Source organism: Micromonospora sp. M42 (genome assembly GCF_000568915.1).
Lineage (GTDB): Bacteria > Actinomycetota > Actinomycetes > Mycobacteriales > Micromonosporaceae > Micromonospora > Micromonospora chalcea.
Genome location: NZ_KK037233.1, coordinates 4980485 through 5007380 on the forward strand (window position 1 = coordinate 4980485; position 26896 = coordinate 5007380).

24 protein-coding genes and 3 pseudogenes are annotated in these 26896 nt (G+C 72.9%); 18 read left to right on the forward strand and 9 right to left on the reverse strand.

Annotated elements, in window-relative coordinates; translation table 11 throughout:
* The first annotated feature begins 29 nt into the window (after window positions 1-29).
* Complete coding sequence (locus tag MCBG_RS22945; protein ID WP_181373815.1) at window positions 30-1562, forward strand: fused MFS/spermidine synthase; 1533 nt, start codon at window positions 30-32, stop codon at window positions 1560-1562.
* 71 nt (window positions 1563-1633) lie between these two features.
* Window positions 1634-3256, forward strand: coding sequence for a serine/threonine-protein kinase (locus tag MCBG_RS22950; RefSeq protein WP_043328137.1), 1623 nt, complete (start codon window positions 1634-1636; stop codon window positions 3254-3256).
* A gap of 62 nt (window positions 3257-3318) precedes the next feature.
* Here the strand turns inward: MCBG_RS22950 and MCBG_RS22955 are convergent, their stop codons facing one another.
* From MCBG_RS22955 to MCBG_RS22965, 3 genes and pseudogenes are all read right to left on the reverse strand, one after another.
* Window positions 3319-3987: a potassium channel family protein gene (locus tag MCBG_RS22955; RefSeq protein WP_043328140.1), complete on the reverse strand. Its 669-nt coding sequence runs from the start codon at window positions 3985-3987 to the stop codon at window positions 3319-3321.
* Window positions 3977-4309, reverse strand: a pseudogene (locus MCBG_RS22960) (potassium transporter TrkG); the annotation flags it as partial. The gene MCBG_RS22955 and the pseudogene MCBG_RS22960, both read right to left, overlap by 11 nt.
* 306 nt (window positions 4310-4615) lie before the next feature.
* Window positions 4616-5671: pseudogene (locus MCBG_RS22965) on the reverse strand (potassium transporter TrkG); the annotation flags it as partial.
* A gap of 106 nt (window positions 5672-5777) precedes the next feature.
* Here MCBG_RS22965 and MCBG_RS22970 point away from each other — a divergent pair.
* The gene (locus MCBG_RS22970; protein WP_043328144.1) at window positions 5778-6896 is read left to right on the forward strand and encodes a glycerophosphodiester phosphodiesterase; all 1119 of its coding nucleotides are present in this window, start codon (window positions 5778-5780) and stop codon (window positions 6894-6896) included.
* Between the two features lie 208 nt (window positions 6897-7104).
* The gene (locus tag MCBG_RS22975; RefSeq protein WP_084789603.1) at window positions 7105-8289 is read left to right on the forward strand and encodes a DDE-type integrase/transposase/recombinase; all 1185 of its coding nucleotides are present in this window, start codon (window positions 7105-7107) and stop codon (window positions 8287-8289) included.
* A gap of 5 nt (window positions 8290-8294) precedes the next feature.
* Here the strand turns inward: MCBG_RS22975 and MCBG_RS34315 are convergent, their stop codons facing one another.
* The gene (locus MCBG_RS34315) at window positions 8295-8732 is read right to left on the reverse strand and encodes a GntR family transcriptional regulator (protein ID WP_369799323.1); all 438 of its coding nucleotides are present in this window, start codon (window positions 8730-8732) and stop codon (window positions 8295-8297) included.
* 242 nt (window positions 8733-8974) lie between these two features.
* Here MCBG_RS34315 and MCBG_RS22980 point away from each other — a divergent pair, with 242 nt between their 5' ends.
* From MCBG_RS22980 to MCBG_RS23030, 11 genes are all read left to right on the forward strand, one after another.
* Entirely contained in the window at window positions 8975-9277 is a 303-nt protein-coding gene (locus tag MCBG_RS22980; protein ID WP_043328146.1) for a DivIVA domain-containing protein, read from the forward strand.
* Window positions 9274-9519: a hypothetical protein gene (locus MCBG_RS22985; RefSeq protein WP_043328148.1), complete on the forward strand. Its 246-nt coding sequence runs from the start codon at window positions 9274-9276 to the stop codon at window positions 9517-9519. Before MCBG_RS22980 ends, MCBG_RS22985 begins: the two co-directional genes overlap by 4 nt.
* Window positions 9520-9735: 216 nt before the next feature.
* Window positions 9736-10941: a substrate-binding domain-containing protein gene (locus MCBG_RS22990; RefSeq protein ID WP_043328150.1), complete on the forward strand. Its 1206-nt coding sequence runs from the start codon at window positions 9736-9738 to the stop codon at window positions 10939-10941.
* A gap of 3 nt (window positions 10942-10944) precedes the next feature.
* A complete protein-coding gene (locus MCBG_RS22995; protein ID WP_043328151.1) occupies window positions 10945-11688 on the forward strand; it encodes an ABC transporter ATP-binding protein in 744 nt (247 codons plus the stop codon).
* Entirely contained in the window at window positions 11688-12422 is a 735-nt protein-coding gene (locus MCBG_RS23000) for an ABC transporter ATP-binding protein (protein WP_043328153.1), read from the forward strand. The genes MCBG_RS22995 and MCBG_RS23000 overlap by 1 nt, the downstream gene beginning before the upstream one ends.
* Window positions 12419-13309 carry a branched-chain amino acid ABC transporter permease gene (locus MCBG_RS23005; protein ID WP_043328154.1) on the forward strand — a complete coding sequence of 297 codons (891 nt, stop codon included), beginning with the start codon at window positions 12419-12421 and terminating at the stop codon, window positions 13307-13309. The genes MCBG_RS23000 and MCBG_RS23005 overlap by 4 nt, the downstream gene beginning before the upstream one ends.
* A complete protein-coding gene (locus MCBG_RS23010) occupies window positions 13306-14415 on the forward strand; it encodes a branched-chain amino acid ABC transporter permease (protein WP_043328156.1) in 1110 nt (369 codons plus the stop codon). Before MCBG_RS23005 ends, MCBG_RS23010 begins: the two co-directional genes overlap by 4 nt.
* 119 nt (window positions 14416-14534) lie before the next feature.
* A complete protein-coding gene (locus tag MCBG_RS23015) occupies window positions 14535-15284 on the forward strand; it encodes an SDR family NAD(P)-dependent oxidoreductase (protein WP_043328158.1) in 750 nt (249 codons plus the stop codon).
* A 47-nt stretch (window positions 15285-15331) separates the two neighbouring features.
* Complete coding sequence (locus MCBG_RS23020) at window positions 15332-17452, forward strand: RecQ family ATP-dependent DNA helicase (RefSeq protein ID WP_043328160.1); 2121 nt, start codon at window positions 15332-15334, stop codon at window positions 17450-17452.
* Window positions 17453-17575: 123 nt separating this feature from the next.
* Window positions 17576-17806, forward strand: a complete 231-nt coding sequence (locus MCBG_RS23025) for a heavy-metal-associated domain-containing protein (RefSeq protein WP_043328162.1) — start codon at window positions 17576-17578, stop codon at window positions 17804-17806.
* On the forward strand, window positions 17799-18833 hold the full coding sequence (locus tag MCBG_RS23030) for a hypothetical protein (protein WP_043328164.1): 1035 nt from the start codon (window positions 17799-17801) through the stop codon (window positions 18831-18833). Before MCBG_RS23025 ends, MCBG_RS23030 begins: the two co-directional genes overlap by 8 nt.
* Window positions 18834-18841: 8 nt before the next feature.
* On the opposite strand, the gene MCBG_RS23035 is transcribed toward MCBG_RS23030, so the two are convergent.
* The gene (locus MCBG_RS23035) at window positions 18842-19261 is read right to left on the reverse strand and encodes a helix-turn-helix domain-containing protein (RefSeq protein WP_043328166.1); all 420 of its coding nucleotides are present in this window, start codon (window positions 19259-19261) and stop codon (window positions 18842-18844) included.
* Window positions 19262-19454: 193 nt separating this feature from the next.
* Between MCBG_RS23035 and MCBG_RS23040 the strand changes: the two genes are divergently transcribed.
* Entirely contained in the window at window positions 19455-19883 is a 429-nt protein-coding gene (locus MCBG_RS23040) for a hypothetical protein (protein ID WP_043328168.1), read from the forward strand.
* Window positions 19884-19891: 8 nt separating this feature from the next.
* Here the strand turns inward: MCBG_RS23040 and MCBG_RS23045 are convergent, their stop codons facing one another.
* Window positions 19892-21040, reverse strand: coding sequence for a class I SAM-dependent methyltransferase (locus tag MCBG_RS23045; protein WP_043328170.1), 1149 nt, complete (start codon window positions 21038-21040; stop codon window positions 19892-19894).
* Window positions 21041-21219: 179 nt separating this feature from the next.
* Window positions 21220-22878, reverse strand: a complete 1659-nt coding sequence (locus MCBG_RS23050) for a DEAD/DEAH box helicase (RefSeq protein WP_043328172.1) — start codon at window positions 22876-22878, stop codon at window positions 21220-21222.
* Window positions 22879-23163: 285 nt separating this feature from the next.
* Here MCBG_RS23050 and MCBG_RS23055 point away from each other — a divergent pair, with 285 nt between their 5' ends.
* Entirely contained in the window at window positions 23164-23850 is a 687-nt protein-coding gene (locus tag MCBG_RS23055) for a ferritin-like fold-containing protein (protein WP_043328173.1), read from the forward strand.
* Window positions 23851-23895: 45 nt separating this feature from the next.
* Here the strand turns inward: MCBG_RS23055 and MCBG_RS23060 are convergent, their stop codons facing one another.
* The gene (locus MCBG_RS23060) at window positions 23896-24123 is read right to left on the reverse strand and encodes a DUF3107 domain-containing protein (RefSeq protein ID WP_030502928.1); all 228 of its coding nucleotides are present in this window, start codon (window positions 24121-24123) and stop codon (window positions 23896-23898) included.
* A gap of 65 nt (window positions 24124-24188) precedes the next feature.
* On the reverse strand, window positions 24189-24827 hold the full coding sequence (locus tag MCBG_RS23065) for a TetR/AcrR family transcriptional regulator (RefSeq protein ID WP_030502929.1): 639 nt from the start codon (window positions 24825-24827) through the stop codon (window positions 24189-24191).
* 149 nt (window positions 24828-24976) lie between these two features.
* On the opposite strand from MCBG_RS23065, the pseudogene MCBG_RS23070 reads away from it, so the two are divergent.
* Window positions 24977-26896 (forward strand): annotated as a pseudogene (locus MCBG_RS23070) (hypothetical protein); the annotation flags it as partial.

Consider the following 26896-nt stretch of genomic DNA (forward strand, 5'->3'; position numbering starts at 1 on the left):
CCACGGTGAGCAGCACATCGTCCGACGTCATGGCGGAACCGGCGGCCGACGCCCCGGTTCCGCCGCGGGCCCTCCCGAACGGGCTCGCCGCGTTCCTCGTCTTCTTCTCCAGCGGTGCGGTGCTGGTGCTGGAGACCGTCTCGTTGCGCCTGGTCGGCCCGTACGTCGGGGTGACGCTCCAGGTGACCAGCTCGGTCATCGGCATGGCGCTGGCCGCGATCGCCTACGGGGCGTGGTTCGGCGGGTGGCTCGCCGACCGGCGTGACCCGCGTACCCTGCTCGCCCCGGCGCTGGTGCTGGCGGGCATCGCCACCGCCGTCACGCTGCCGATCGTCAGGTACGCCGGTGAGGTGCTGCGCGGTGGCGCGGCGAGCGCGGTGCTCCTGCTGACCGCGCTGACAGTGGTGCTGCCGGCGGCGCTGCTGGCCGGGATCACCCCGCTCGTGGTGAAGCTTCAGCTCGCCGACCTGCGCCGCACCGGCCAGGTGGTGGGCAAGTTGTCCAGCATCGGCACGCTCGGCGGCATCACCGCCACGCTGGGCACCGGCTTCGTGCTGGTGGCCGCGCTGTCCAGCTCCGTCATCGTGCTGGGGCTGGCTGCCGCGCTCGGGGTGACCGGGCTGGGGCTCGGCGTGTGGCTGCGGCGGCAGGCCGGGGCCGGCGGGCCGTCCACGCCGGGCCGGGTCAAGGCCGCGCTGGCGTTGCTCGGTCTCGCCGCGGCGGGGCTCACCGCGGCCGCGCCGAACCCGTGCGACGTGGAGACCGCGTACCACTGCGCCCGGGTCGAGGTGGACCCGTCGTGGCCGCAGGGACGCACGCTCTACCTCAACTCGGCCGAGCACTCCTACGTCGACCTGAACGAGCCGAACCACCTGAAGTACGCGTACACGCAGTGGATCGGCCTGGTTGCGGACGTGGCGCGGCCGGCGAAGCAGCCGATGGACGCGCTGCACCTGGGCGGCGGCGGCTTCACCGTGCCGAACTACCTGGCCGCGACCCGGCCCGGCACCGACAACCTGGTGTTCGAGCTGGACGGCGGGCTGGTCGAGCTGGACCGGCGGGAGCTGGGCCTGCGCACCGGCCCGCTGATGCGCGCCGAGGTGGGCGACGCGCGGGTGCTGCTGCGCGGCGAGCCGACCGACAGCCGTGACTTCATCGTCGGCGACGCGTTCGGGCACCTGGTGGTGCCGTGGCACCTGGCGACCCGGGAGATGGCCGCCGACATCCGGCGGGTGCTGCGCCCGGACGGGATCTACGTGCAGAACGTCATCGACTACCCGCCGGGCCGGTTCATCCGGGCCGAGCTGGCCACGGTGAAGGCCGAGTTCGCGCACGTCGCGCTGATCGCGCCGCCCGGCGCGATCGACGGGGAGCAGGGCGCCAACTTCGTGATCGTCGCCTCGGACGCGCCGCTGCCGCTGGCCGCGATCCCGCCCGGGCTGAAGCTGCTGCCGGAGCGGGCCGAGCTGATGGACGAGGCGCGGGTGACCGAATGGGTGGGCGACGCGATGGTGCTCACCGACGACTACGCGCCGGTGGACCAACTCCTCGCGACCGCCTGAACGGGTGACTTTCCTGACCGATTCCGACCGCTGAGGTGTACCGGGGCCCACTTCGGGCAACAGGACCGACCATGGGTGGACCGGTCAGGAACGGCGTGCAACTGCTCGGCGAGCGATATCGGCTCGTCGAGCAGTTGGGTGCGGGCGGCATGTCGGTCGTCTGGCGCGGTTACGACGAGGTGCTGGGCCGCCAGGTGGCGGTCAAGGTGCTGGCCTCACGGCTGGCCAGCGACAAGGCGTTCCGGCACCGGATCCGGGTGGAGGCGCAGGCCGCGGCGCGGCTGTGCCACCCCAACATCACCAACGTGTACGACTACGGCGAGTCGGTCCAGGTCGGCCTGACCGTGCCGTACGTGGTCATGGAGCTTGTCGACGGCGGGCCGCTCAGCGGGCGGCTCGGCCGCGACGGGCAGCTTCCCTGGAGGGAGGCGATGACCATCGGCGCGGAGGTCGCCTCGGCGCTGGCCGCCGCGCACGCCCGTGGCGTGGTGCACCGGGACGTGACCCCGGGCAACGTGATGCTGACCCCGACCGGGGTGAAGGTGGTCGACTTCGGCATCTCGGCGCTGGTGGGGGAGAGCGACAAGGGGCCGGACGGCGCGCTGCTCGGCACGCCGGCTTACCTGGCGCCGGAGCGGCTGGACAACGGGCACGTCTCGCCCGCCACCGACGTGTACGCGGTCGGGCTGCTGCTGTACCGGATGCTCACCGGCCGTCTGCCGTGGCAGGCCAGCACCACCACCGAGATGCTGCGCGCGCACATGTACCGCGACCCGGACCCGATGCCGCCGGTGCCGGGCCTGCCCGAGCCGGTCGCCGCGCTGGTGCAGCGGTGCCTGGCCAAGCGCCCCGAGGACCGCCCGGCGACCGCCGAGGTGGCCCGTACGCTCGCCGAGGCGGCCGGTATCGCCGCCGTCGTGCCGGTGTCACCGGCGTTCGGCCGGATGGACCCGGCGCTCGCGGAGAACGCGGGCACCACGATCCTGCCGTGGTCGGCGGAGACCGACGCGTTGCCGTTCTCGGCGGTGCGTACCCGCACGCGGCGGGCGGTGGTGCGGCGGCGCAAGGTGGAGGCCGGTGTCGCCGCCGTCGGCCTGATCGCGGTGACCGCCACGATGTGGGGGCTGACGTCGCGGAGCCCGGCCAGCGGCGGTGTCGAGCCGACCGAGGCGCGGATGAGCCTGCCCGAGCCGACGCTGTGCGCCGTCGACTACTCGCTGCGCCGCGACACCGGCAAGGAGTTCTCCGCCGAGTTGACGCTTACCAACACCGGTGACCGGGAACTGCGCGGCTGGACCATGAACTTCACGTTCCCCGGCAAGCAGACGGTCACCACGGCCAAGCCGCCGGCGCGGCAGGAGGGGCGTACCGTGTCGATTCCCGCGCCCACCGCGACCCCGGCGCTGGCTCCCGGCGCGTCGGCGAAGCTCACGCTGGCCGGCCGCTACACCGGGAGCAACACGCTGCCGGTGGAGTTCACCGTCGGCGGCAAGAGTTGCGGCGTGCAGGTGTCCGGGATCGCCGGGTCGGCGCCGACCACCGCGCCGCCGGTGAAGACGCCGGTCAAGTCGCCCACCAAGACCACGGCGAAGACCACCACCAAGAGCGGGCCGGCGAAGCCCAAACCGGCGAAGCCCAAGGCCGCACCGAAGCCCGGCAAGGGCAAGGAGGGCCCCAAGGGAAAAGCACAGTAGACCAGTCGAAGGGGGGTGGGCCGGGCAAGGGCAAGGGCAAGGGCCCGAAGAAGGACTGACGGTCAGGCCAGCGCGGAGAAGCGTTGCACCTGGGTGATGCCGCCCTCCACGATGAGCACGCTGTCCGCCTCCAGCACGGTGTCCGGTCCGACGTACCGGAACGGTTCCCCGGCCTGCTTCTCGCCCACCACCATCACGCCGTACCGGTCCTGCGGCGCGATGTCGCGCAGCGCCCGCCCGACCAGCGGCGCCGGCACCTTGATCTTGGCGATGGCGAAGTCGTCGTCGAACTCGATGAAGTCGAGCATCCGGCTGACGATCAGATGCGCCACCCGCTCACCGGTCTCCGCCTCGGGAAAGACCACGTGGTGCGCGCCGACCGAGTGCAGGATCTTGGCGTGCTTCTCCGAGGTGGCCCGCGCCCAGATCTGCTCGATCCCCAGCTCGGCCAGGGCCAGTACGGTGAGCACGCTCGCCTCCAGCGACGCCCCGATCGCGACCACCACCCGGCCGAAGTCCGCCAGCCCGAGCTGGCGCAGCACCACCTCCTCGGTGGTGTCCGCCTGCACCACCCGGTCGAGGTCGGCCGACCAGTGCTGGACCCGCGCCGGGTCGTGGTCGATCGCCAGCACCTCGTAACCGAGGCGGGACAGCGAGTCCGCGAGGCGCGAGCCGAACCGGCCCAGGCCGATCACCGCGATGCCGGTCTCCTCCGGGCGTCTAGCCGACAATGGGTTGCTCCTCCGGGTAGCGGTACAGCCGTCGACGGGTGTTCAACGCGATGGCCGAGCCGAGCGTGAGCGGCCCGACCCGGCCGATGTACATGAGCGCGATCAGCACGTACTGGCCCGGCGGGGAGAGCTGCCCGGACACCCCGACGGTCAGTCCGGTGGTGCTGAACGCGGAGGTGACCTCGAACAACGCGGCCGAGAACGACACGTGCGAGGTCAACCCGATCAGGCCGACCGTCCCGCCCGCCACCAGCGCCACGCTCAGCAGCGCCACCGTCAGCGCCTGCCGCTGGCTGGCCGCCGCCACCCGGCGGCGCCCGACTAAGCGTTTGCATTCCACTTGGTCCACACCCACGTGAGGAATATGCCGGACCGCGTCTAGACTCTGAAAGAACATTCACTCGATTTTCGTTTAGAAAAAAGAATAAGCATACGCCCAAGGTGCTAGTCGTCCTGATGTAGGCAAGCGGCAAAGGTTATAGGCTGTACCTGACTAGCCATGATGTCCGCAGATTTCTTGAGAAATAGACGTTGTCCATTGTCGGCCTACGATGCTGCCGTTGGGCATCTTTGACCCTACAGGTCTTTAACTATGGAGCGCACTCTAGGCAGTGCACATCCCCCATTCCATGCACGTGACTATGGCTTCGCGTGTACGCGTAAAAACCCGGCGGCGCCCGACGGTGGTGTCCAGCTCGCCGCGCAGCTCGGCCCAGATGGCGAAGCCGAGCAGGAAGAACGTGGAGACCTTGATGCCGCCGGCGGTGCTGGCGCTGCCGCCGCCGATGAACATCAGGCCGATCAGCATGGGGTAGCTCTCGTCGGTGAGCCGCCCGACGTTTATGACGTCGAAGCCGCCGGTACGGCTCAACGCGATCTGGGTGAACGACGCCAGCAGCTTGCCCGGCACGTCGAAGGTGCCGATCGTGAACGGGTTGCCCCACTCGGCCATCAGCAGGTAGGCGACGCCGAAGACGGTCAGCACCACACTGCCCCAGATGGTCAGCTTCGTGGCGACCGCCCAGCGCGCCGGCTGCCGCCACTCGCGTACCGCCTCGAACAGCGCCGGAAAACCGAGGCCGCCGATGATCGCGCCGATGCTGAGCGGCAGCGCCACCCAGCCGTCGCGGGAGAACGCGATCAGGCCGTCGGAGTAGAGCGCGAAGCCGCCGTTGTTGAACGCCTGCACCGAGTGGAACACCGCCGACCAGAGCGCCCGGCCCGGCCGGTAGTCGTAGGCCAGGAACAGGCGCGCGGCGACCACCGCCGTCATCAGGGCCTCGGTGACGAAGACGGTCGCCGCGATGCGCAACAGCAGCCGGCGTACGTCGCCGAGGCCGAACTCGGCGGTCTCCGCCTGCACGAGCAGCCGGTTGCGCAGGCCGAGCTGGCGGGAGACCGCCAGGATCACCAGCGACGCCCCGGTCAGGATGCCCAGGCCGCCGAGCTGCGTCAGCACGGTGATCATCACGAGCCCGAAGCCGTTCCAGTAGTTCGGCGTGTCGGTCACCGCCATCCCGGTCACCGACACCGCCGACGTGGACGTGAACAGCGCGGTGACGAACGGGGTGTACCGCTCCTCGCTGGTGGCCCAGGGCAGCATGAGCAGACCGGTGCCGACCAGGATCACCGCCAGGAACCCCAACGGCACCAGCCGCACGGGCTTCCGGAGCAGGCGGCGCATCCCGTCATCTTCCGTCCGGAGATTCACCGGCAGGTCAGGAACCGACCAACTGGCGGTCAACCGCGCCCGGTCTGCTGTGCGTACCCATCGACGACAGGAGACGGCGTTGCGACGTACCCTTTCCGCCCTCGGCGTGGCCGGCGCGCTGCTCGCGGCGGCTGTGGTGGTGCCGGCCGTGGCCGCCCAGGCCGGCCCGGACCACCGCGCCGCCGAGCAGGCCCGCGCGACCCAGCGGCCGATCGTGATCGGCCACCGCGGCGCGAGCGGCTACCGCCCGGAGCACACCCTGGAGGCCTACCGGCTCGCCATCCGGCAGGGCGCCGACTTCATCGAACCGGACCTGGTCGCGACCAGGGACGGCGTCCTGGTCGCGCGGCACGAGAACGAGATCTCCGGTACGACAGACGTGGCCGCCCGCCCCGAGTTCGCCGCCCGCAAGGCCACGAAGACCATCGACGGGGTGACAGTCACCGGCTGGTTCACGGAGGACTTCACGCTGGCCGAGCTGAAGACGCTGCGGGCCAAGGAGCGGCTGCCGCAGGTGCGGGTCGCGAACACCGCGTTCGACGGCAGGTTCGAGATCCCGACCTTCCAGGAGGTCATCGACCTGGCACGGGCCGAGTCGAAGGCCCGGGGCCGGACCATCGGTGTCTACCCGGAGACCAAGCACCCCACCTACTTCGCCTCGATCGGCCGCCCGCTGGAGGAGCCGCTGGTGGCGGTGCTGCGCCGCAACCGGCTCACCCACCGCGCCGACCCGGTGTTCGTGCAGAGCTTCGAGACCGCCAACCTGCGCAAACTCGACAAGATGATCGACGTACGGCTGGTGCAGCTCATGGACGCCAGCGGCGCGCCCTACGACTTCGTCGCGGGCGGCGACAAGCGGACCTACGCGGACCTGGCCACGCCCGCCGGGCTGGCCTGGATCTCCCGGTACGCCGACGGCGTCGGCCTGAACAAGAACCTGATCGTGCCCCGGGACTCCGCCGGACGGCTGCTCGCGCCGACCCCGGTGATCCGCGACGCGCACCGGCAGAAGCTGGTGGTGCACGCGTGGACGTTCCGGGCCGAGAACCAGTTCCTGCCGGTGGACTTCCGCATCGGTGCCGACCCGAACGCGCGTGGTGACATCACGTCCGAGTACGAGCTGTTCTTCGACCTGGGCCTGGACGGCGTGTTCAGCGACCACCCCGACACGGCGGTCGCCGCCCGAGCCGGCCGCTGACCGTTGCTCCTGTTCACGGGGTGCCCGCCGCAGCGGCGGGCACCCCGTTAGGGTGCCCGGGGTCCGTCGCGCTCGCCCGCTCCCGAGATCTTGGTACGAAACGGCCCCCCGAGGGGCTGTTCAGTCCCATGACATCTGTCAGCGTTGAAGTCCCGATACATGTGTCACGTGGTAGGGATCTTGGGTCGGGTGGTATGTGCTGCCGGGCATGGCTTCTCGGCGGCATGTGATGAACCTGCTGGACGCGCTGCTGGCGGCGGGGGTTCGGGTGAACGCGGCCGAGTTCGCGCGTGAGCACGGGGTGTCGGTGCGCACGGTGTACCGGCACCGCGCACGTATCCGGGCCGAGGGTCAGTGGCAGGAACGATCCCGGCGGCCGCGTACCAGTCCGCGGGTCACGCCGCCGGAGGTGGACGCGTGGATCTGCAAACTGCGCGCTGAACTGGGCCCGGACAACGGGGCTGACTTCATCCGAGACGCGTTGGACGATGTGCGCCGGCGCACCGACGCGTCCTGGTCGGTGCCGTCACGCTCGACGGTCAACCGGGTGCTGGCCCGGCATGACCTGCTCGTGGCTACTCCGGCTAAACGACCGCGTAGCTCGTGGCGGCGTTTCAGCTATGCCCGGCCCCGCGGCTGCTATCAGATCGACGCCACCGAAGTGAAACTCGCCGACGGCCGCACTGTCGTCGTCTTCGACGTCCTGGACGACTGCACCCGCACCCTGGTCGCCTGCCACGCCGCCGCCGCGGAGACCGCCCGAGCCGCGATCACCGCGATCAGACAGGCGTTCACCGCCTACGGCGTGCCGGCCATCGTGCTCAGCGACAACGGCATCGCGTTCACCAGCCGCCGCACCCGACCCGGATCAATCTCCACCTTCGTGCAGACCCTGATCGACCACGGCACCCGCCCGATCAACTCCAGCCCCTACCACCCACAAACCTGCGGCAAGGTCGAACGCCACCACCAAACCCTCAAAAAATGGCTGAGCACCCAACCCCCACCACAGACCCTCACCGCCCTGCAAACACTCCTGGACACCTACCGCCGCTACTACAACACCCAACGCCGCCACAGCGCCCTACCCCACCGCACCACACCCGCCCACGCCTGGACCCACGCACCCACCCTCGGCGGACCCACCAGCCCACCCCTGCAAACCGACGCCACCCTGCACCACTGCCCCGTCGCCAGCAACGGCGCCATCGCCGTCGCCGGACACCGCACCAGCGTCGGCACCACCCACGCCGGCACCACCGTCACCGCCATCCGCGACAACAACCACGTCACCATCTACCACCCCGACGGCCAACCCATCGGCTACCTCCACCTCAACCCCGACAAGAACTACATCCCCCTCACCCCCACCCCCACGATCCACAACCCCTGACACATCTATCGGGACTTCCCGTTGACACATGTCCCGGGACATGACAGCCCCCCGAGGGGCCATCCCGTACCAAGATCTCGGGCCGCTCCACGGTGATCAGCTCGCGATCGTGCAGCAGTGAGAGAGCGCGGGACGCCGTGTTCATGTGGACTCCAAGATCGGCGGGGCGGGGCGGGATGATGCCGCCACCTCGGCGTAGTGGAGTTGATCAGGCCGGGGCGGCGAGTGATCAGCTCGCGATCGTGCAGCAGTGAGAGAGCGCGGGACGCCGTGTTCATGTGGACGCCGTAGGCTTCGGCGAGTTCACGGGTCGAGGGCAACTTGTCGCCGGGCTTCAACTCGCCACTCTTGATCTTTGCGGCGAGTTCGTTGGCGATCTGACGATACGGCGCTTCGGCTGTAGGCATGGTGAGGACTCCGGTCGGTTCGGCACCTCCGATCATGCCGGGCCTACACCAGTAACTGCAACAAGCAGAAAGCCCGATGTGGACGCTCGACCTACACAGGTATTTTGGGTAGGCTGACCCGCGTCCGGCTCCGGTTGGTTCGGCAAACCTCGGGAGTCGGACCCGGATTGGGCTCCGGGGTCGTACCGCCGAACGGGCTGCGGTCTCGGGGTCGGCGGCCCGCTCGCGTCCCCTGTCTGCGGGCGGGCCGCCTCCACGGCTCGGTGAGGAGGATCGGCGTGCGAAACGTGCTCAACCTGTTCCAGTCGGCGCGGCGTAACCGGACCCGGAGGCCGCCGAACCAGGGCTGGTACCGCTCGGAGTCGTGCCGGCCGCTGAGCGTCGGGCAGATCCGCGAGCGGAAGTTCCGCACCGTGCGGCACGGACTCGACCCGGCGGAGGTGCACGCCTTCCTCTACCGGGTGGCCGGTGACCTGGCGCTGGCCCGGCGCGACGCGTCCCGGTACGCCGAGGAGAACACCCGCATCAAGGCGGCGCTCAAGAGCTGGCAGTCCCGGTTCACGCCGGGCGCGCAGCGGTGAGCCGGGAGCGGTTCGTCGTACACCTGCCGGTTCTTGCGGCCGACCTCGACGGCGCGCGCGGGTTCGCGCGGGCCATCTGCCGGGCGCTCGGGTTCCTGGCCGACGTGGAGCGCGCCGGGACGACCGTGTCGCGGGAGGACGACCAGTCGGTACGCCACTGGGTCTGGTGCGACCGGCCGCGCGACGGTGGCCGGCGATGCGCACGGGCGGCCGACCACGACGGGGACTGCGGCGGGCGGTGACCGGCGCGCGATGGCGTGGGCCGACATTCCCGGCGAGCTGCGCGTGGTGGGTGCGGCCATCCCGGGTCGGCGCGGTTACGTGCCGATGTCCGGCGTTGTAACGAGCGGCCATCCTGTCCCGGGCACTTGTGTGCGCCGACCACATAGCCCGTGGGTGACGTCACTTCTAGCGTGAGCCGACAACTGACATTCCCCCTGTCCTCACCTGGAGTCGCAATGACGATCCGGCACACGCGACGGGTGTTCCTTACCGCCGCCACCTCGGTGGCGGTCGTTCTGGCCGCCACGGCCTGTGGCAGCCCGCAGGACACCGCATCCGGCGGCGGCGACGCCGCCGCCCCGGTCAAGGTCGGTCTGGTCTACTCCCAGTCCGGCCCGCTCGCCAGCTACGGCAAGCAGTACATCGAGGGCTTCAAGGCCGGCCTCGACTTCGCCACCAAGGGCACCGGCAAGGTCGGTGACCGCACGATCGAGGTGACCGAGGCCGACGACGCGGGCGACCCGGCCAAGGCCGTGTCCGCCGCGAAGGACCTGATCGGCAAGGGTACGAAGATCATCGCCGGGTCCACCTCCTCCGGGGTGGCGCTCCAGGTCGCGCCGATCGCCGCGCAGAACAAGGTGCTGTTCATCTCCGGCCCGGCCGCGACGGACGCGGTGACCGGCGCGAACAAGTACACGTTCCGTTCCGGCCGGCAGTCGTGGCAGGACGTGGTGACCGCCCGTTCGTTCATCGGCGACGCGGGCGGCAAGAAGGTAGTGGTGTTCGCGCAGGACGGCGCGTTCGGCGACGCCAACGAGGCCGCCGTCAAGGCCGTCATCGGCGGCGCGGGCGCGAACGTGAGCAGCGTCCGGGCCCCGGCCAGCGCCACCGAGTTCACGCCGTTCGCCAGCCAGATCAAGGCCGCCAAGCCGGACCTGCTCTTCGTCGCCTGGGCCGGCACCACCGCGGGCGCCATGTGGCAGACGCTCGACCAGCAGGGCGTCCTCGCCTCCACCACCGTCGTCACCGGTCTGGACATCCGCGCCTCGTGGCCGACGTTCGGCGCGGCCGGCAGCAAGATCTCGTTCCTGTCGCACTACTTCGACGGCGCGAGCGACACCGAGGCCGCCAAGGCCGCGAAGGCGAAGGTGCCGGGCGGCACGCTCGACCTGTTCCACCCGGACGGGTTCGCCGCCGCGCAGATGGTCGTCCGGGCCGTGCAGGAGGGCGGCGACGACGTGGAGAAGATGGTGAAGGCGCTGGAGGGCTGGGAGTTCGAGGGCGTCAAGGGCACCATGAAGATCCGCGCCGAGGACCACGCCCTGCTCCAGCCGATGTACCAGGCGAAGCTCTCCGGCAGCGGCACCACCTTCACGGCGACCGCGCAGAAGTCGCTCACCGGTGACGAGAGCGCGCCGCCGGTCGCGCAGATGAAGGGCTGACCGATGCTCGCCACCCGCGGTCTGACCTGGCGGATCGGTGAGGTCGCCATCGTCGACTCCGTCTACCTCGATCTGGCGCCGGGGGAGTTCCTCGGCGTGATCGGGCCCAACGGCGCCGGCAAGACCTCCCTGTTCAACCTGATCACCGGCCTGCGCCGGCCCACCGAGGGCACGGTCCTGCTGGACGGCGCGGACATCACCGCGCTTGCGCCGCACCGGCGTGCCCGGCTCGGACTGGGGCGTACCTTCCAGGCGTCCTCGGTCTTCGGCTCGCTGAGCGTGCGGGAGAACGTCCGGCTCGCCGTACAGGCACACCGGGGTGGCTCGATGAAGCTGTGGCGGCGGGCGGCGGCCGACCGGGAGGTGGCCGCCGCCGCCGACGCGGCGCTCGACCGGGTCGGCCTGCACCACAGGGGTACGGCGCTCGCCGGCACCCTGGCCCACGGCGAGAAGCGCAAGCTGGAGATCGCGCTGCTGCTCGCCGGGGAGCCCCGGGTGATGCTGCTGGACGAGCCGATGGCCGGGGTGAGCGCCGAGGACGTGCCCGAGCTGGTCAGCGTGATCAAGTCGCTGACCGGGGACAGCGGCCGGGCGGTGCTCATGGTGGAACACCACATGGACGTGATCCTGGAGCTGGCCGACCGGATCGCCGTGATGCACCACGGCGCGCTGCTGGCGTGCGACACCCCGGAGACGGTGATGGCGAACGCCACAGTGCAGGAGGCGTACCTGGGGGAGGCGCTCTGATGGCGGAACCTGTCCTGTCCGTGGTGGACCTGTCCGTGCGGATCGCCGGGCTGCACATCCTCCAGGGCGTGTCGTTCGAGGTCGCGCCGACCGGCGTGACGGTGCTGCTCGGGCGCAACGGCGTCGGCAAGACCACCACGCTGCGCGCGATCGTCGGGCTGACGCCGCGCGGCGGCGAGGTGCGCGGCAGCGTACGCATGGGGGCGCGCAGCCTGCTCGCCCGCCCCACCCACCGGCTGGTCCGCGACGGCCTCGGCTACGTGCCGGAGGACCGCTGCGTCTTCGCCGGGCTCACCGTCGCGGAGAACCTGCGGCTGGCCGAACGGCGCGGTGTCGCGCCCGCGTACGACAAGGTCTTCGCTCTTTTCCCAGAGCTGGAGCGGCGCGGACGGCAACGGGCCGGCTCGCTGTCCGGCGGGCAGCAGCAGATGCTCGCGATCGGCCGGGTGCTGCTCAACGACAACCGGCTGCTGCTCGTCGACGAGCCGACGAAAGGGCTGGCGCCGAAGGTGGTGACCGAAGTGGCCGAGGTGCTGGAACGGGTCGCGGAATCCGTGCCGGTGCTGCTGGTCGAGCAGAACCTGGCGGTGGTACGGCGGCTGGCGACCGACGCGGTGGTGCTCTCCGCCGGCAAGGTCGCCTGGACCGGTGACGCCCAGGAGTTGCTGCTGGAGACCGCGTTGACGAAGTCGTTGCTCGGTGTGGGTTCTGGCTCCGGGGAGGTGCACGCGTGAACACCGTGGTCCTGCTGACGCTGACCGGGCTGGGCCTGGCGGCGCTCTACTTCCTCGTCGCCTCCGGCCTGTCGCTGGTGTTCGGCCTCGCCGACGTGCTCAACTTCGCGCACGGGCTGTTCCTCGGCGTGGGCGCGTACGCGACGTGGTGGGCCTCGGGCAACCTGCCCGGCGCCGGACCGGACGGGTTCGGCTTCGTGCTCGCCGTCGTCTTCGGCGTGCTGGCCGGTTCGCTCGTCGCCGTGCTGGTGGAGCTGGTGCTGATCCGGCCGCTCTACTCCCGCACCATCGAGCAGGTGCTCGTCACCGTCGGCCTGTCGCTCGCCGGGGTGGCGCTGCTCCAGGCCACCTGGGGCGCCGACCCGCGACCGTTCCCGCGCCCGGAGTGGAGCCGGAACGTGACGTCGGTGCTCGGCGCGCAGGTGCCGAACGCCGGGCTGCTGCTGATCGTCGCCGCCGCTGTGGTGCTAGGCGCGTTGCTGGCGTTCCTGCGCTGGACCCGGTACGGCCTGATCATCCGGGCCGGCGTGGAGAACCGGGAGATGGTGACGGCGCTCGGCATCGACGTGCGCAAGGCGTTCACGCTGGTCTTCGCGATCGGCGGGGCCGCCGCCGCGCTGGCCGGCGCGCTCGGCGGCGTCTACTTCGGCACCGTCTCGCCGGGGCAGGGCGGCTCACTGCTGATCTTCGCGTTCATCGTGGTGGTGATCGGCGGGATGGGCTCGGTGGTCGGGTCCGCGTACGCGGCGGTCGCGGTGGGGCTGCTGCAACAGTTCGTCAACTACTACGGCACGTCCGGGCTGGGCGACCTGTGCGTGGTCGGTCTGCTCGCCGTGGTGCTGCTGCTGCGTCCGCAGGGCCTGGCCGGAAAGGTGGCTCACGCATGACCAACTCGGTGGTCGACGCGCCTCCGGCGCAGGTGCCCGACGAACTGACCCCCGGGCGTTCCCGCTGGCACGGCCTGCGTCCGTACCTGCCGTTGGTGGCCCTGGTGGTGGCGGCGATCCTGCCGTACTCGACGCTGAACCTGCCCGGGATCTTCGAGGGGCCGCTCAACTCGCCGGGCACGCTGCAACTGCTCGCCATCTGCCTGGTGTTCGGCGGGCTCGCGGCCGGATACGACCTGCTGTTCGGGCGTACCGGGATGCTCTCCTTCGGCCACGCCCTCTACTTCGCCGCCGGGGTGTACGGCACCGACATCCTGGTCACCAAGGCCGGGCTGCCGCTGTGGCAGGCCGCCGTGCTCACGGTGATCGGCGGAACCACGCTCGCCGCGCTGCTCGGCGCGGTGGCGCTGCGCACCGTCGGTATCGCGTTCGCCATGGTGACGCTGGCGTTCGCGCAGGTCGGGGCGATCCTGGTGGCCCGCGACTTCGGTGGCCTCACCGGTGGCGAGGAGGGCCTGCCGCTGGACGTGTCGGGGCTGCCGGCTGCCTTGGTGGGCGTCACCAACACGGTGAACCTGTACTGGCTGGCGCTGGCGTACCTGGCCATAGTGGTCCTGGTCGTGCACCGGGTCAGCGCCTCGCCGACCGGGCGGGTGCTGGCCGGGCTGCGCGACGACGAGCGACGCATCGGCGTGCTCGGGCTCGACCCGTACCGGTTCAAGCTCGTCGCGTTCACGCTCGCCGGTGGTCTCGCGTCGGCCGGTGGGGTGGTCTACGTGCTGATCGTCGGCGGCGCCAGCCCGCACATCACCTCGTCGGAGCTGACGCTGTCGCTGCTGGTCATGGTGGTGCTCGGCGGTCCCGGTACGCGGTGGGGGCCGGTGCTGGGCGGCGTCCTCTACATGTACCTGGACCACCGGCTCACCGCGTTCGGCAGCAGCGACGCGGTGAACAGCCTGCCCGCGTTCCTCAGTCACCCGCTGAGCCAGCCGCTGTTCGTCCTGGGCACCGTCTTCATCCTGGCCGTCTACTTCTTCCCCGGCGGCCTGGCCAGCCTGCGCTCCCGCGTGACCCCCCTCCTGAAGGCCCTCCACCGCCCCCGCTGACCTCCGGCCCCCTCCCTCCACCCCGTTGATCAAGGAGTTTGTGTCCTGATTTCGCGGTTAGGATGACGCAAACTCCTTGATCAACGGGGAGAGCGGGGACAGCGGGAAGGGGAGCGGTCATGGGGGAGCGGCGGCTGGCTGTGGTCAGTGGGGGTGGGACCGGGATCGGGGCTGCCGTGGCGCGGGGGCTCGTCGGGGACGGGTTCGACGTTCTCGTGGTGGGGCGGCGGGGGGACGTGCTCGACGCCGCCGCACGCCGGATCGGTGCCGAGAGCGGGCGGGACGGGGCGGTCACGGCCGTCGTCGCCGACCTGACCGATCCGGGGCAGGTCGGCGCGGTCGTGGACGCCGTGGGTGAGCGCGCCGTGGACGCCGTCGTCAACAACGCCGGTGGATTCCTGGGCGGGTCCACCGACTCGCTCGGCGGGGTGGCGGACTGGTGGCGGGCCAACCTGGACGCCAACGTGCTCACCGCCGTACTGCTCACCGAGGCGCTGCTGCCCGCCCTGCGCCGCCCCGGCGGCCGGGTTGTCCTGCTCAGCTCGATCGCCGCGCAGCGCGGCGGCGGCGGGCCGTACTCGGCCGCGAAGGCCGCGCTGCACGGCTGGGCGTACGACCTGGCCGCCCAACTCGGCCCGGACCAGATCACCGTGAACGTGGTCAGCCCTGGCTACGTGGCCGAGACCGAGTTCTTCGGCGACCGGATGACGCCCGAGGGGCACGCCAAGCGCGTCGCCGCCACGCTCGTCGGCCGGGCCGGTGTGCCGGACGACATCGCAGCGGCGGTCAGCTACCTGGTCGGCCCGTCCGCCGGGTACGTCACCGGGCAGGTGCTCGGCGTCAACGGCGGTTCCGTACTCGGCCGCTGACACGCGGAAGGGACGGCGGCCCCCGCCGCTCCTGGTAGAAATGCCGGATGAGCCAGGATCGGACGGCCGTACGGGAACGCGCCGAAGCGGTGCTGCGGCGGCTGGCGGGTGACCACGCCCGGCTGCGCGAGGACCAGTGGCGGGCCATCGAGGCGCTGGTGGTCGACCGGCGGCGGGTGCTCTGCGTGCAGCGCACCGGCTGGGGCAAGTCGGCCGTCTACTTCGTGGCGACCGCGCTGCTGCGCGAGGGCAACCGGCACGGGCCGACGGTGATCGTCTCGCCGCTGCTGGCGCTGATGCGCAACCAGGTCGAGTCGGCCGCCCGCGCCGGCATCCGGGCCCGCACCATCAACTCGGCGAACCTGGACGAGTGGGACGAGATCACCGCCGAGATCCACGCCGGGGCGGTCGACGTGCTGCTGATCAGCCCGGAGCGGCTGAACAACCCGGACTTCCGCGACGGCGTACTGCCGAAGCTCGCCGCCACCACCGGGCTGCTGGTGGTGGACGAGGCGCACTGCGTCTCCGACTGGGGGCACGACTTCCGCCCCGACTACCGACGGCTGCGGACGTTCCTGGCCAACCTGCCCGAGCGCACGCCGGTGCTCGCCACCACCGCCACCGCCAACGCCCGGGTCACGCAGGACGTGGCCGAGCAACTCGGTGACGCGCTGGTGCTGCGGGGCACGCTGGACCGGGAGTCGCTGCGCCTGGGCGTACTCGACCTGCCGACCCCGGCGCACCGCCTGGCCTGGCTGGCCGACCACCTGGACCGGCTCCCCGGCTCGGGGATCGTCTACACGCTCACCGTGGCCGCGGCCACCGAGACGGCCGACTTCCTGCGCGGCCGGGGCTGGTCGGTCGCCTCCTACACCGGGCAGGCCGAGGACGCCGACCGGCGGGCCGCCGAACAGGACCTGCTCGACAACAAGATCAAGGCGCTGGTCGCCACGAGCGCGCTCGGCATGGGCTTCGACAAGCCCGACCTCGGCTTCGTGGTGCACCTGGGCGCGCCGCCCTCGCCGATCGCCTACTACCAGCAGGTCGGCCGCGCCGGCCGGGCCGTCGAGCACGCCGAGGTGCTGCTCCTGCCCGGCGTGGAGGACGCGGCCATTTGGCGGTACTTCGCCTCGCTCGCCTTCCCGCCCGAGGAGCAGGTCCGCGCCGTGCTCGCCGCGCTGGACACCGAGCGGCCGATCTCCACCCAGGCCCTCGAACCGGTGGTCGACCTGCGCCGGGCCCGGCTGGAGCTGATGCTCAAGGTGCTCGACGTGGACGGCGCGGTCCGCCGGGTGCGCGGCGGCTGGCTCGCCACCGGCGAGCCGTGGGTCTACGACGAGGCCCGGTTGCGGCGCGTCGCCGACGCGCGCGCCGCCGAGCAGCGGGCCATGCGGGAGTACGCCTCGACGTCCGGCTGCCGCATGCGCTACCTGCGGGAAGGGCTGGACGACACCGGGGCGGCCGACTGCGGGCGGTGCGACAACTGCGCCGGCCCGCTGTTCGAGGCAGCCGTCTCCGACGAGGCGCTGACCGCCGCGCAGACGTTCCTCGGGCGCCCCGGCGTCGCGATCCCGCCCAAGAAGCTCTGGCCGACCGGGTTGGAGGCGGTCGGCGTACCCCTGAAGGGCCGCATCCCCCCGGCGGAGCAGGCGCTGCCCGGCCGGGCCGTGGGACGCCTCTCCGACCTGGGGTGGGGCGGGCGGCTGCGCGGGCTGGTCGGGCCGGAGGCGCCCGACGGCCCGGTGCCCGACGACGTGGTGGCGGCCGTGGTCGAGGTGCTGAAGGCGTGGGCGCACGGTGACGACCCGTGGCCCCGGCGGCCGGTGGGCGTGGTGGCGGTCGGCTCGCGGACGCGACCGCTGCTGGTGGGCTCGCTGGCCGAGCGGATCGCCGCCGTGGGCCGGCTGCCGCTGCTCGGCCACGTCGTCCCGGCCGGTCCGTCCGGCGGCGGCGGGCCGCGCGGCAACAGCGCCCAGCGGGTACGCACGCTGCACGACGCCTTCCGCCTGCCGGACGAGCTGGCCGACGCGCTGCCGGGGCTGGACGGGCCGGTGCTGCTGGTGGACGACCTGGTCGACTCGGGCTGGACCATGGCCATGGTGGCGCGGCTGCTGCGCCGGGCCGGCGCGCCGGACGTGCTGCCGCTGGCGCTCGCGGTGGCCGCCTGACCCGTCGCGTCCGCGTGACAGGTCCCGGCCGTCGAAAAGTTCCCGGCGCGGCCGGAATGCGAGCGTCGCCACCGTCGGCGGACCGTCGGCGGAGCCGCAGGTGACCGGCGGTACCGTGGGGCCATGACCGAGCAGCTACCCGTCGTCCAGACGTACGCCGTGACCGGGATGACCTGCGAACACTGCGTCCGGGCGGTGACCGAGGAGCTGTCCGCGCTGCCCGGCGTCGAGGAGGTCCGGATCGATCTGGCCGGTGGCACCGCCACCGTCACCAGTGACGCCCCGCTGGCGGTCGAGTCGGTCCGTGCCGCCGTGGACGAGGCGGGTTACGAGCTGGTCGGCGGCGGTGCCTGAGTCGTCGTCCGGCACGTCCGGCACCGGCGTCGTCCCCGACGACGCCGTGGCCGGCGCGACACCGCCCCGCGCCGGGGTGGCCGCGGGCGGCCCGGTCGCGGTGGATCGGGAGACGCTGCGGTTGGCCCTGGTGGTGGGCGGGCTCGTGCTCGCCGTGCTGCTCGGCTTCGGGCTCGGCCGGATGAACGCGCCCGCCGACCTGGCGCGGCCCGCAGCCACGGCGAGCGGGGCCACCACGGGCGACGGCGGCATGCACGCCCACGCGCCTGGCACCGGCGCGCACTCCCACGACGGCGCCACCGTCACCCAGGGCGGCGGCGACGGCGCGGCCGGGCTGTCGATCACCTCGGCCGGTTACACGCTGGTCCCGTCGAACGCCGAGCTGACCGCCGGCCGCGCCGGTGAGCTGCGCTTTCAGATCCGCGACGACAAGCGCCGCGCGGTCACCCGGTTCGCCGTGGTGCACGACAAGCCGATGCATGTGATCGTGGTGCGCCGTGACCTGAGCGGTTACCTGCACCTGCACCCCACGATGGCCGCCGACGGCACCTGGTCGGTGCCGCTCGGGCCGATCGAGGCGGGCTCCTGGCGGATGTACGCGGACTTCACCGCCGTCGCCGACGACGGTGGACAGGTCGCCGTGGTGCTCGGCGCCGACCTGGCCGCGCCCGGCGCGTACCGGCCCCGGCCGTTGCCCGCCGCCGCGACGTCGGCCACCGTCGACGGGTTCACCGCCGCGTACACGGGCACCCCGGAGGTGGGACGCTCGGTGCCGCTGCGGTTCCGGATCACCGGCGCGGACGGCGCGGCAGCGCCGCTTCAGCCGTACCTCGGCGCGTTCGGGCACCTGGTCGCGCTGCGCGAGGGCGACCTCGGTTACCTGCACGTACACCCGGAGCCGGTGCGCGACGGCGACGAGGTGACGTTCTGGCTGACCGCGCCGGGGCCGGGCAACTACCGGATGTTCCTGGACTTCCAGGTCGGCGGCGTGGTGCGGACCGCCGAGTTCACGCTGACGGTGGCCTGAGCCCTCGGTCAGCCGGCGCGGCGGACCGGGCGGCGGGCCAGGTAGCGGAGCAGGTCGCGGATGTGGTGCTTCTCCTCGGCGGGCACGCTCGGGTCGGCCAGCCGGTCCAGGATCACCCGCACGTCGGCCTCCACCGGACCCTCCTCGGCACCTCGGCGGCGCGGCACCGGCCCGGCGTCGGGCAGGCCCAGCGCGCGGAACGCGGCCGCCACGGGCAGGTCGAGAGCGGCGCAGAAGCCGCGCACCTTGGCGAGTTCGGGGTAGTCCTGCCAGTCGCCGGCCAGCCAGCGGAACACCGTCGAGCGGCCGACTCCGGTGTGGGTGGCCAGATCGGTGACCGTCCAGCCGCGTTCCTCGCGCGCGTCGTCGATGGCCCGGCGTACGAAGCGCGCGAAGGCCATCTGCGGCGAAACGTCTGCCGAACCCATCCCTGTCGGATCTGCCCCTCCCGCCGGTGGCCCGGCTCTGCCGATCGAGCCTAGTACGCCGGGGCGCAGAAGTAACTGACTGATCGGTCCGGAGATCTCGTCGGCGGGACTCGGGTGAATGCGGAAGCTTGCTTCGGGTAATGCGCTTCGGGTAATAGGCTGAGTGAACCCTGAGAATCGATGGAGGAGAAGCATGGCCGAGCCGGACCGTCCCGTACCGCATCGCCCCGGCGCGGTGAGCCTCTTCTTCGTGGCCAAGGCCGCGTTGTTCGCTCTCGGCTTCTGGATCTGGCTGCTGGTGCTGGCGGTACGCGGTGGCGAGGCGACCGGCGTACACCTGATCGCCGCGACCGGCGCGATCTGCACCACGCTGGCCTCGGTCGTGTTGGGAGCGCGGGTGGCGTTGCAGCGCAACGCCGCCCTCCGGCATGCCGAGCTGAAGCGGATGCTCGTGGACATCTCGTGGAACGCCTTCGCCGCCGCCGGCAACGCCGAGCAGCTCGGCGGGAAGGTGGTGCCGTTCCCGACCGCGGCCGAGGACGGCGAGCGGCCCGCCAACCGTGGTGAGCGCGTGTCTGTGCTGGACCGGGGCGATCGCAACCGGGGCGACCGGGGGCGGTAGCGCGCCCCTCAGGCCCGCTCCGCCAGCAGCGTCTCCAGCCGGGGCGTCACGCCCCACTGGCCGACCAGCTCGCGATACTCGGCGCGCTGCCCGTCGGTCGGCGCTCCGGCCGTCCGGCGTGCCCGGATGAGCAGGTTGCGCGGCGTGTGCTGGGAGTCGACGAACTCCACCACCTCGGCGCGGTACCCGTGCAGGCGCAGCAGACCGGCCCGCAGCGCGTCGGTCAGCACGTCGGCGAACCGCTCCCGGAGGATGCCCTGCCGGGTCAGCAGCTCGTACGGCCCCGGCGCCGGGCGCGCCCGGAGCTGGGCGGCCAGGTCGTGGTGGCAGCAGGGCGCGGCGAGCACCCAGCGGGCGTCCCAGCGCACCGCCCGGGCCAGCGCCTCGTCGGTGGCGGTGTCGCAGGCGTGCAGCGCGAGCACCAGGTCCGGCGCCGGTTCGACGGGCGCCTCGGCGATGGTGCCGGCCACGAAGCTGACCCGGTCGGCCCAGCCCAGCCGCTCGGCCAGCTCGGTGTTGCGGCGGCGCTGGTCCTCGCGTACGTCCACTCCGACGAGTGTCACGTCCAGGCCGCGCCGCAGCAGGTAGCGGTAGGCGGCGAAGGTCAGGTACGCGTTGCCGCAGCCCAGGTCCACCACCCGCAGCGCGCCGGTGAGGTCGTCGGGCAGCGTCGCGGCCAGCGCGCGCAGGAACGCGTCGACCTGCCGGCGTTTGGCCGCCGAGCCGCCGATCTCCTTGAAGAGGGGATCACCCGGGTCGAGCAGCCACTCCTTGGCCCGGTCGTGCCGCTCCGGCTCGCCGGCGGTACGGCTGGCCGCCGCGCGGTGCACCTGCGCCTCACCGGACTTCGTCACCCGGAGCTGGATCGTGGCGTCGGCGGTCTCGACGTGCCAGTTGCCGAACGGCTCGGCGAGCAGTTCGTCCACCGCGGCGTCGGCCTCGGCTCCCGGCGCCACGTTGCGGGTGTGCGGCCGTGACCCGTCCGAGGTGGCGATCTGCAACCGGGGGCCGCTCTTGAGCGCGACCGGGCGCAGTTCCGCGCGTACCACCGAGGGACGCTGCCCACGACGCCGCCCGGCGGCCACCGCCCGGGTCAGCCCCGGCGCGAGCAGCAGCGTCCGTACCTCGGCGAGCGCCGATTCCAGCGCTTCCGGCATCCCTACCTACCTCTCCAGTTCTCCACCCACCCCGCCGACCTGGTCGATCATGAGGTTGGCCGTACGTGAGCACGGCGTGTCGCGCCGTCAACTTCATGATCACCGCGTGGGTCCGGCGGTCGTGGGACGGGGACGGCCTCCGGGACCGGGGTCCGGGAGGCCGTTTCCGTTGGTGTTCGTCAGTCGGCGTTGCTGGCTTCGGCGGGCGCGCCGGTGCTGCCGCTGCGGCGGCGACGACGGCGACGCGGCTTGCTCGCCGTCTCACCCTCCGCGGCCTGCGGTGCGGCGGGGGCCTCGGTCGAGCCCTCGGTGCTGATCACCGCGGTCGGCTCGCCGGCCACCGTCTCGCCGGCCCGGCGACGCCGCCGCCGACGCGGCGTACGGGTCGCCTCGCCGTCCCCGGCCTCGGCCTGCCCGGCGGGCGCGTCCCCGCCGTCGCTGGTACGGCCCCGACCGCGGTCACCACGGTCACGGTCGCCGCGCTCGCGGCCCCGGCTGTCACCCCGACGCGCGCCCCGGCGTGCCCGGCCGCCGCCACCCAGGTCCTCCTCGACCTCGGCGGACAGCCCGGCGCGGGTGCGCTCGGCGGTCGGCAGCGTGCCGCTGACGTCGGTGGGGATGGCCAGGTCGGTGTAGAGGTGCGCGGAGGTGTGGTACGTCTCCGGCGGCTCGGGCATGTCCAGCCCGAGCGTCTTGTCGATGATCCGCCAGCGGGGCATGTCGTCCCAGTCGACGAACGTCACCGCGACACCCGTGGCCCCGGCCCGGCCGGTACGGCCGATGCGGTGGGTGTAGGTGTCCTGGTCCTCGGGGCAGTCGTAGTTGATCACGTGCGTGACGCCGGTGACGTCGATGCCCCGGGCCGCCACGTCGGTCGCGACCAGCGTGTCGATCTTGCCGGCGCGGAACGCCCGCAGCGCCCGCTCCCGCGCGCCCTGGCCGAGATCGCCGTGCACGGCGGCCACGGCGAAACCACGGAAGTCGAGATCCTCGGCGACCCGGTCGGCGGCCCGCTTCGTACGGGTGAAGATCATGGTCAGGCCACGGCCCTCCGCCTGGAGGATGCGCGCCACGATCTCGACCTTGTTCAGCGAGTGCGTGCGGTACGCGAGCTGCGTGGTCTGCGGGGACGGGCCGGTCTCGGCGGTGTGCCCGGCGTGGATCGTCACCGGCCGGCGCAGGAACCGCCGCGACAGCGCGACGATCGGGTCCGGCATGGTGGCCGAGAACAGCATGGTCTGCCGGTCCTCCGGCAGCATCGCCAGGATCTTCTCGACGTCGTCCAGGAAGCCCAGGTCGAGCATGCGGTCGGCCTCGTCGAGGACGAGCGCGCGGACCCGGTCGAGCCGCAGGTGCTTCTGCTTCTGCAGGTCCAGCAGGCGGCCGGGGGTGCCGACCAGGATCTCGACGCCCCTGCGCAGCGCCTCGATCTGCGGCTCGTACGCCACGCCGCCGTAGATCGGCAGCACCCGGACGCCCCGGGTGCGACCGGCGGCGTCGAGGTCCTTGGCGACCTGGATGCCCAGCTCACGGGTGGGTACGACGACGAGCGCCTGCGGGACGCCGTCGCTGCCCTCGGACGGGGCGAACACGCGCTCCAGCAGCGGGATGCCGAAGCCGAGCGTCTTGCCGGTGCCGGTCGGGGCCTGCCCGATCAGGTCGACGCCGCGCAGCGCGATCGGCAGCGCGTACTCCTGGATGGCGAAGGCGCGGGTGATGCCGGCGGCGGCCAGCGCCTCGACGGTTTCCTGCCGCGCGCCGAGCGCGGCGAACGTGGGTGCCTCCGGCGGGACCGGAGCGGTGGGGGCCAGTGGCTGGCCGGAAATCTGGTCGCTCATGTGGATGTGGGGGTGCCCTCTCGTGGTGCGCCCCTCATGTCCTCAGGGCGCGTTCGGTGTGTGGCGCGGGCCACGCGGTCGGGGGCGAATCGCCGAGCCGGACCGGGCCGCACGCGCGTCGGGGACCGGTCTTGATCAGCGAAGCTGACCGAATCGGTGCCCACGGCAACTGTCTCATCCTACCTGAACGGCCCCTGAGTCGTCCCGATTCCCAGGTGGTGGCCGTGCGCGCGGGGCGGCTCGATGTGACTTGAGTCACAGCGTTGGCGCCGGTAGCCTGCGCTCGTGGCCGCCCCCGACCCCGCCGCGACCGGCTCTGCCGCCGCCGGTCCCACCGCCCCCGATCCCGCCGCGATCGACCTGTTCGGGCTCGTCGCGTACGGCGAACTGCTCGCCTTCGACCGCCTCGCCGCCGACGCCCGCCTCGCGCCCGACCTGGGCCGCCGCGCCGCGCTCAGCGAGATGGCCGCCGCGGAGATCGCCCACTATCGCTGGCTGACCGACCGCCTCGCCGCGTGGGGCGTCACCCCGGAGGAGGCGATGGTCCCCTACGTCGAGGCGCTGCGGGCGTACCACGACTCGACCGAGCCGCGGGACTGGGCGGAGGCGGTGACGAAGGCGTACGTGGGCGACGCGATCACCGACGACTTCCTGCGCGGGATCGCCGACGGCCTGGACGGGCCGGAGCGGACGCTGCTGCTCGACGTGCTGCACGACTCCCGGTACGCCGAGTTCGCCGCGGCCGAGATCCGGGCCGCGATCGAGGCCGATCCCCGGGCCGCGGGCCGGCTCTCCATGTGGGCCCGGCGGCTGCTCGGGGAGGCGCTGTCCCAGGCCGGCCGGGTCGCCGCCGCCGACCGGGGCGCGCTCAGCGCGTTGATCGGCCGGACCGGTGGGGACGTGCCGGGGCTGCTGCGCCGGCTGACCGAGGCGCACACCGCGCGGATGACGGCGGTCGGGCTGAACAACTGAGCCGCCGTGGCGGGAGGCCCGCCACGGCGGCCGGCGCCGCGGGAATCAGCGAACGGTGAACCCGACCGCGCGAGGCGACGCCTCGGCGATCTCGACGTAGGCGACCTTGCCGACCGGCACGATCACGCGCCGGCCCTTCTCGTCGGTCAGGGAGAGCGTGCCCTCGCTCCTGGCGAAGGCGTCGGTCACGATCTGCTCGATCTCGGCCGGCGACTGCGCGCTTTCCAGGACCAGCTCCCGCGGCGCGTACTGCACGCCGATCTTGACCTCCACTGTGCCTCCTCAACTGGGGCGAAAAAGCCACCGTGGGAAGGCTATCCGATCCGGCGGCCCGATGTTCAGGCTGACTCACCTTGCAGCGGGAAGCTGGCGATGCCCCGCCAGGACAGGGCCGCGACCAGCGCCTCGGCCTCCGCCTTGGGCACCTGACGGCCGCCGGCGAGCCAGAACTGGGCGGCCGTCTCGGCGGCGCCGACCAGGCCCGATGCGAGCAGCTCGGCGTGCGACCGGCTGACGCCGGTGTCCGAGATGATCGTGTCGGTGATGGCCGCGATGCAGCCCTGCTCGACCCGCTCCACCCGCTGCCGCACCGCCGGGTCGTTGCGCAGGTCGGACTCGAAGACCAGCCGGAACGCCTCGCTCTCGTGGTCGACGAAGTCGAAGTACGCGCGGACCGCGGCGCTGACCCGTTCCTTGTTGTCGCTGGTGCTGCTCATGGCGCCCTGCACGTTTGCCACTATCGCGTCACAGTGCGTGTCCAGCAGCGCCAGGTAGAGCTCCATCTTCCCGGGGAAGTGTTGGTAGAGCACCGGCTTGGAGACCCCGGCCCGCTCGGCGATGTCGTCCATCGCGGCGGCGTGGTAGCCCTGCGCGACGAACACCTCCTGAGCAGCGGCGAGCAGCTGCTTACGGCGTGCCGAGCGGGGCAGGCGGGTGGGCCGACCGGCGGTCTGTGCACCGTTCCCCACTGCGGTCATGGGAACCTCCGAGTATCTGCGTACGAGCCGGCACGTATCACCCGAACCGGTGCGGGTTCGTGAACCCGTCGCGGAATTGGCCCGCCGCTGTAACTTATCGCCACTGTCACCACACGGTAGCCTCAGCGGGGGCGACCAAGGAGCGCGCGGTGAGTGAAACAGGGCAACCCGGAGCCGCCACCCCGGGAGAGCACGGCGACGGGACGGGCCGGCAGGACGAACCAGCCCGTACCGGCGGCGGTTGGGCGCCCCCGCCGAACGGCTGGTCCCGTGGTGCTCCGGCGCCCGGCGGCTGGCCCTACGGCGATCTCGGCGGCTGGGCCGCCTCCTCGCCCCGGCACGGTGACCTGCCGGCTCCGCTACCCGGCCGACCGGAGCCGGGACCGGTGAACGGCCGCCACGTCAACGGCGTGCACCACGCCGGGGAGGAGTCGCGCGTGACCCGCCAGGCGCCGGTCAGTGCCCCGCCGGCGGACGAACCGCCCCGGCAGAGCGACGGCGAGCGACTGGCCGTACCGGCCCCGCGACCGGGGCCCCCGGCCGAGCAGCAGGTGAACCCGGCCGACGCCGCCGGCTCCCGGCACGCCGCCGACGACCCGGCCGCCGCGCCCCGCTGGGCCGAGAGCGGCCCCGCCTCCGCGCCCCCGGCCCTGCAGGTGCCGCCGGTCGGCGCCGCCGCATCCGGCTTCGAGGTGCCACCGGGCTTCCACGCGCCGAACACCGAGTCCACCCCGTCGCTCTCCCGTGGCTGGGCCGACCGGGCGGCCGGCGAGCCGTCCGCCGACCCGGCCGGCCGTTCCGCGCAGCCCGTGGGCGACGTCCGCCCGCCGGACGGACCGGCGGGCGCCGCCGGGCCCCGGGCCGCCGCCGACTCCCGGGAGCCCGCCGCGGACGACCCGGGCGCCGGTGAACCCGACTGGTCCGGACCGTCCTGGAACCGCCCGAGCTGGGGCGACGGCTGGGCCCCGCCGTGGGCCCGCACCGACGAGCCGGCGGCGCGCCGCGCCGCGGAGCCCGCCGACCGGCGCGAGCGGGAGGACGACACCGCCGGCCGCCGCGCCGCCCGCGACGACCGCGCGGCCCATGACGACCGTGCCAGCCACGACGACCGCGCGGCCCACGACGACCGTGCCGGCCATGACGACCGCGCGGGCTGGGACGACCGGGCGGGCTGGGACGACCGGCCGGCCCGCGACGAGCGCGCGGCCGAGTGGGCGCCCGAGCCGGTGCGGCCGTACATGCCGGCCCGCGTCGAGCCGCCGTCCGGCTACGAGCCGCCCCGGCCCGAGCCGGTACGGCCGTACGAGCCGCTGCGCGCCGAGCCGGCCGCCGGACCGGAACCGACCCGGCCGTACGAGCCGGAACCGCCGCGTCAGTACGAGTCCGAGCCGGGCACCGGTCCGGAGCCGGCGCGTGAGGCGACCCGGCCGTTCCGGCTGGCCCGGGGCGACGGCGAGCCGCCGCACGGGTACGAGCGACCCTCGTGGGCCGGGCCGCCGGTGCCGGTCCCGCCGGTGAACCCGGCCACCGGTCCCGAGCCGGCGAGCGCCCCACCCGCCCCGGCCGGCGGGTACACGCCGACGTTCCCCGGCTACCCCGCCGCGCCCGCCGGGCCGCCGCCTGCCGCCGCGCCCGTCGCCAACCCCGCGACCCGGGCCACCGGTGAGACCGCCGACGATCCCCGGCAGCCGCCGGCCGCCCCTGCCCGGCCGATCTCCGGAGTCCCGGCGCAGCCGGCCTCCGGCCTCCCGGCACAGCCGATCTCGGGCGTGCCGGCCCGGCCGACGTCCGGCGTCCCGGCCGGGCCGATCTCCGGTGTGCCGGCGCGGCCGATCTCCGGCGTCCCCGCCACGAGCGGCGCGGCCCACACCGACCGCACCTCCGCGCCCCAGCCGGCGAGCGCGCCCCCCTACGCCGCCCGCCGGTCCGCGCCGGAACCCGTGCCGGCCGCCGACGCGGCCACCGAGCCCCGACCGGAGGAACCGGCCCCAGTGGTGCTGCCGCAGCGCGTCCCCGCCGAGCCGGACGTGCAGTCGTGCCGGAACCGCCCGCAGTGGAACCCGTCCGCC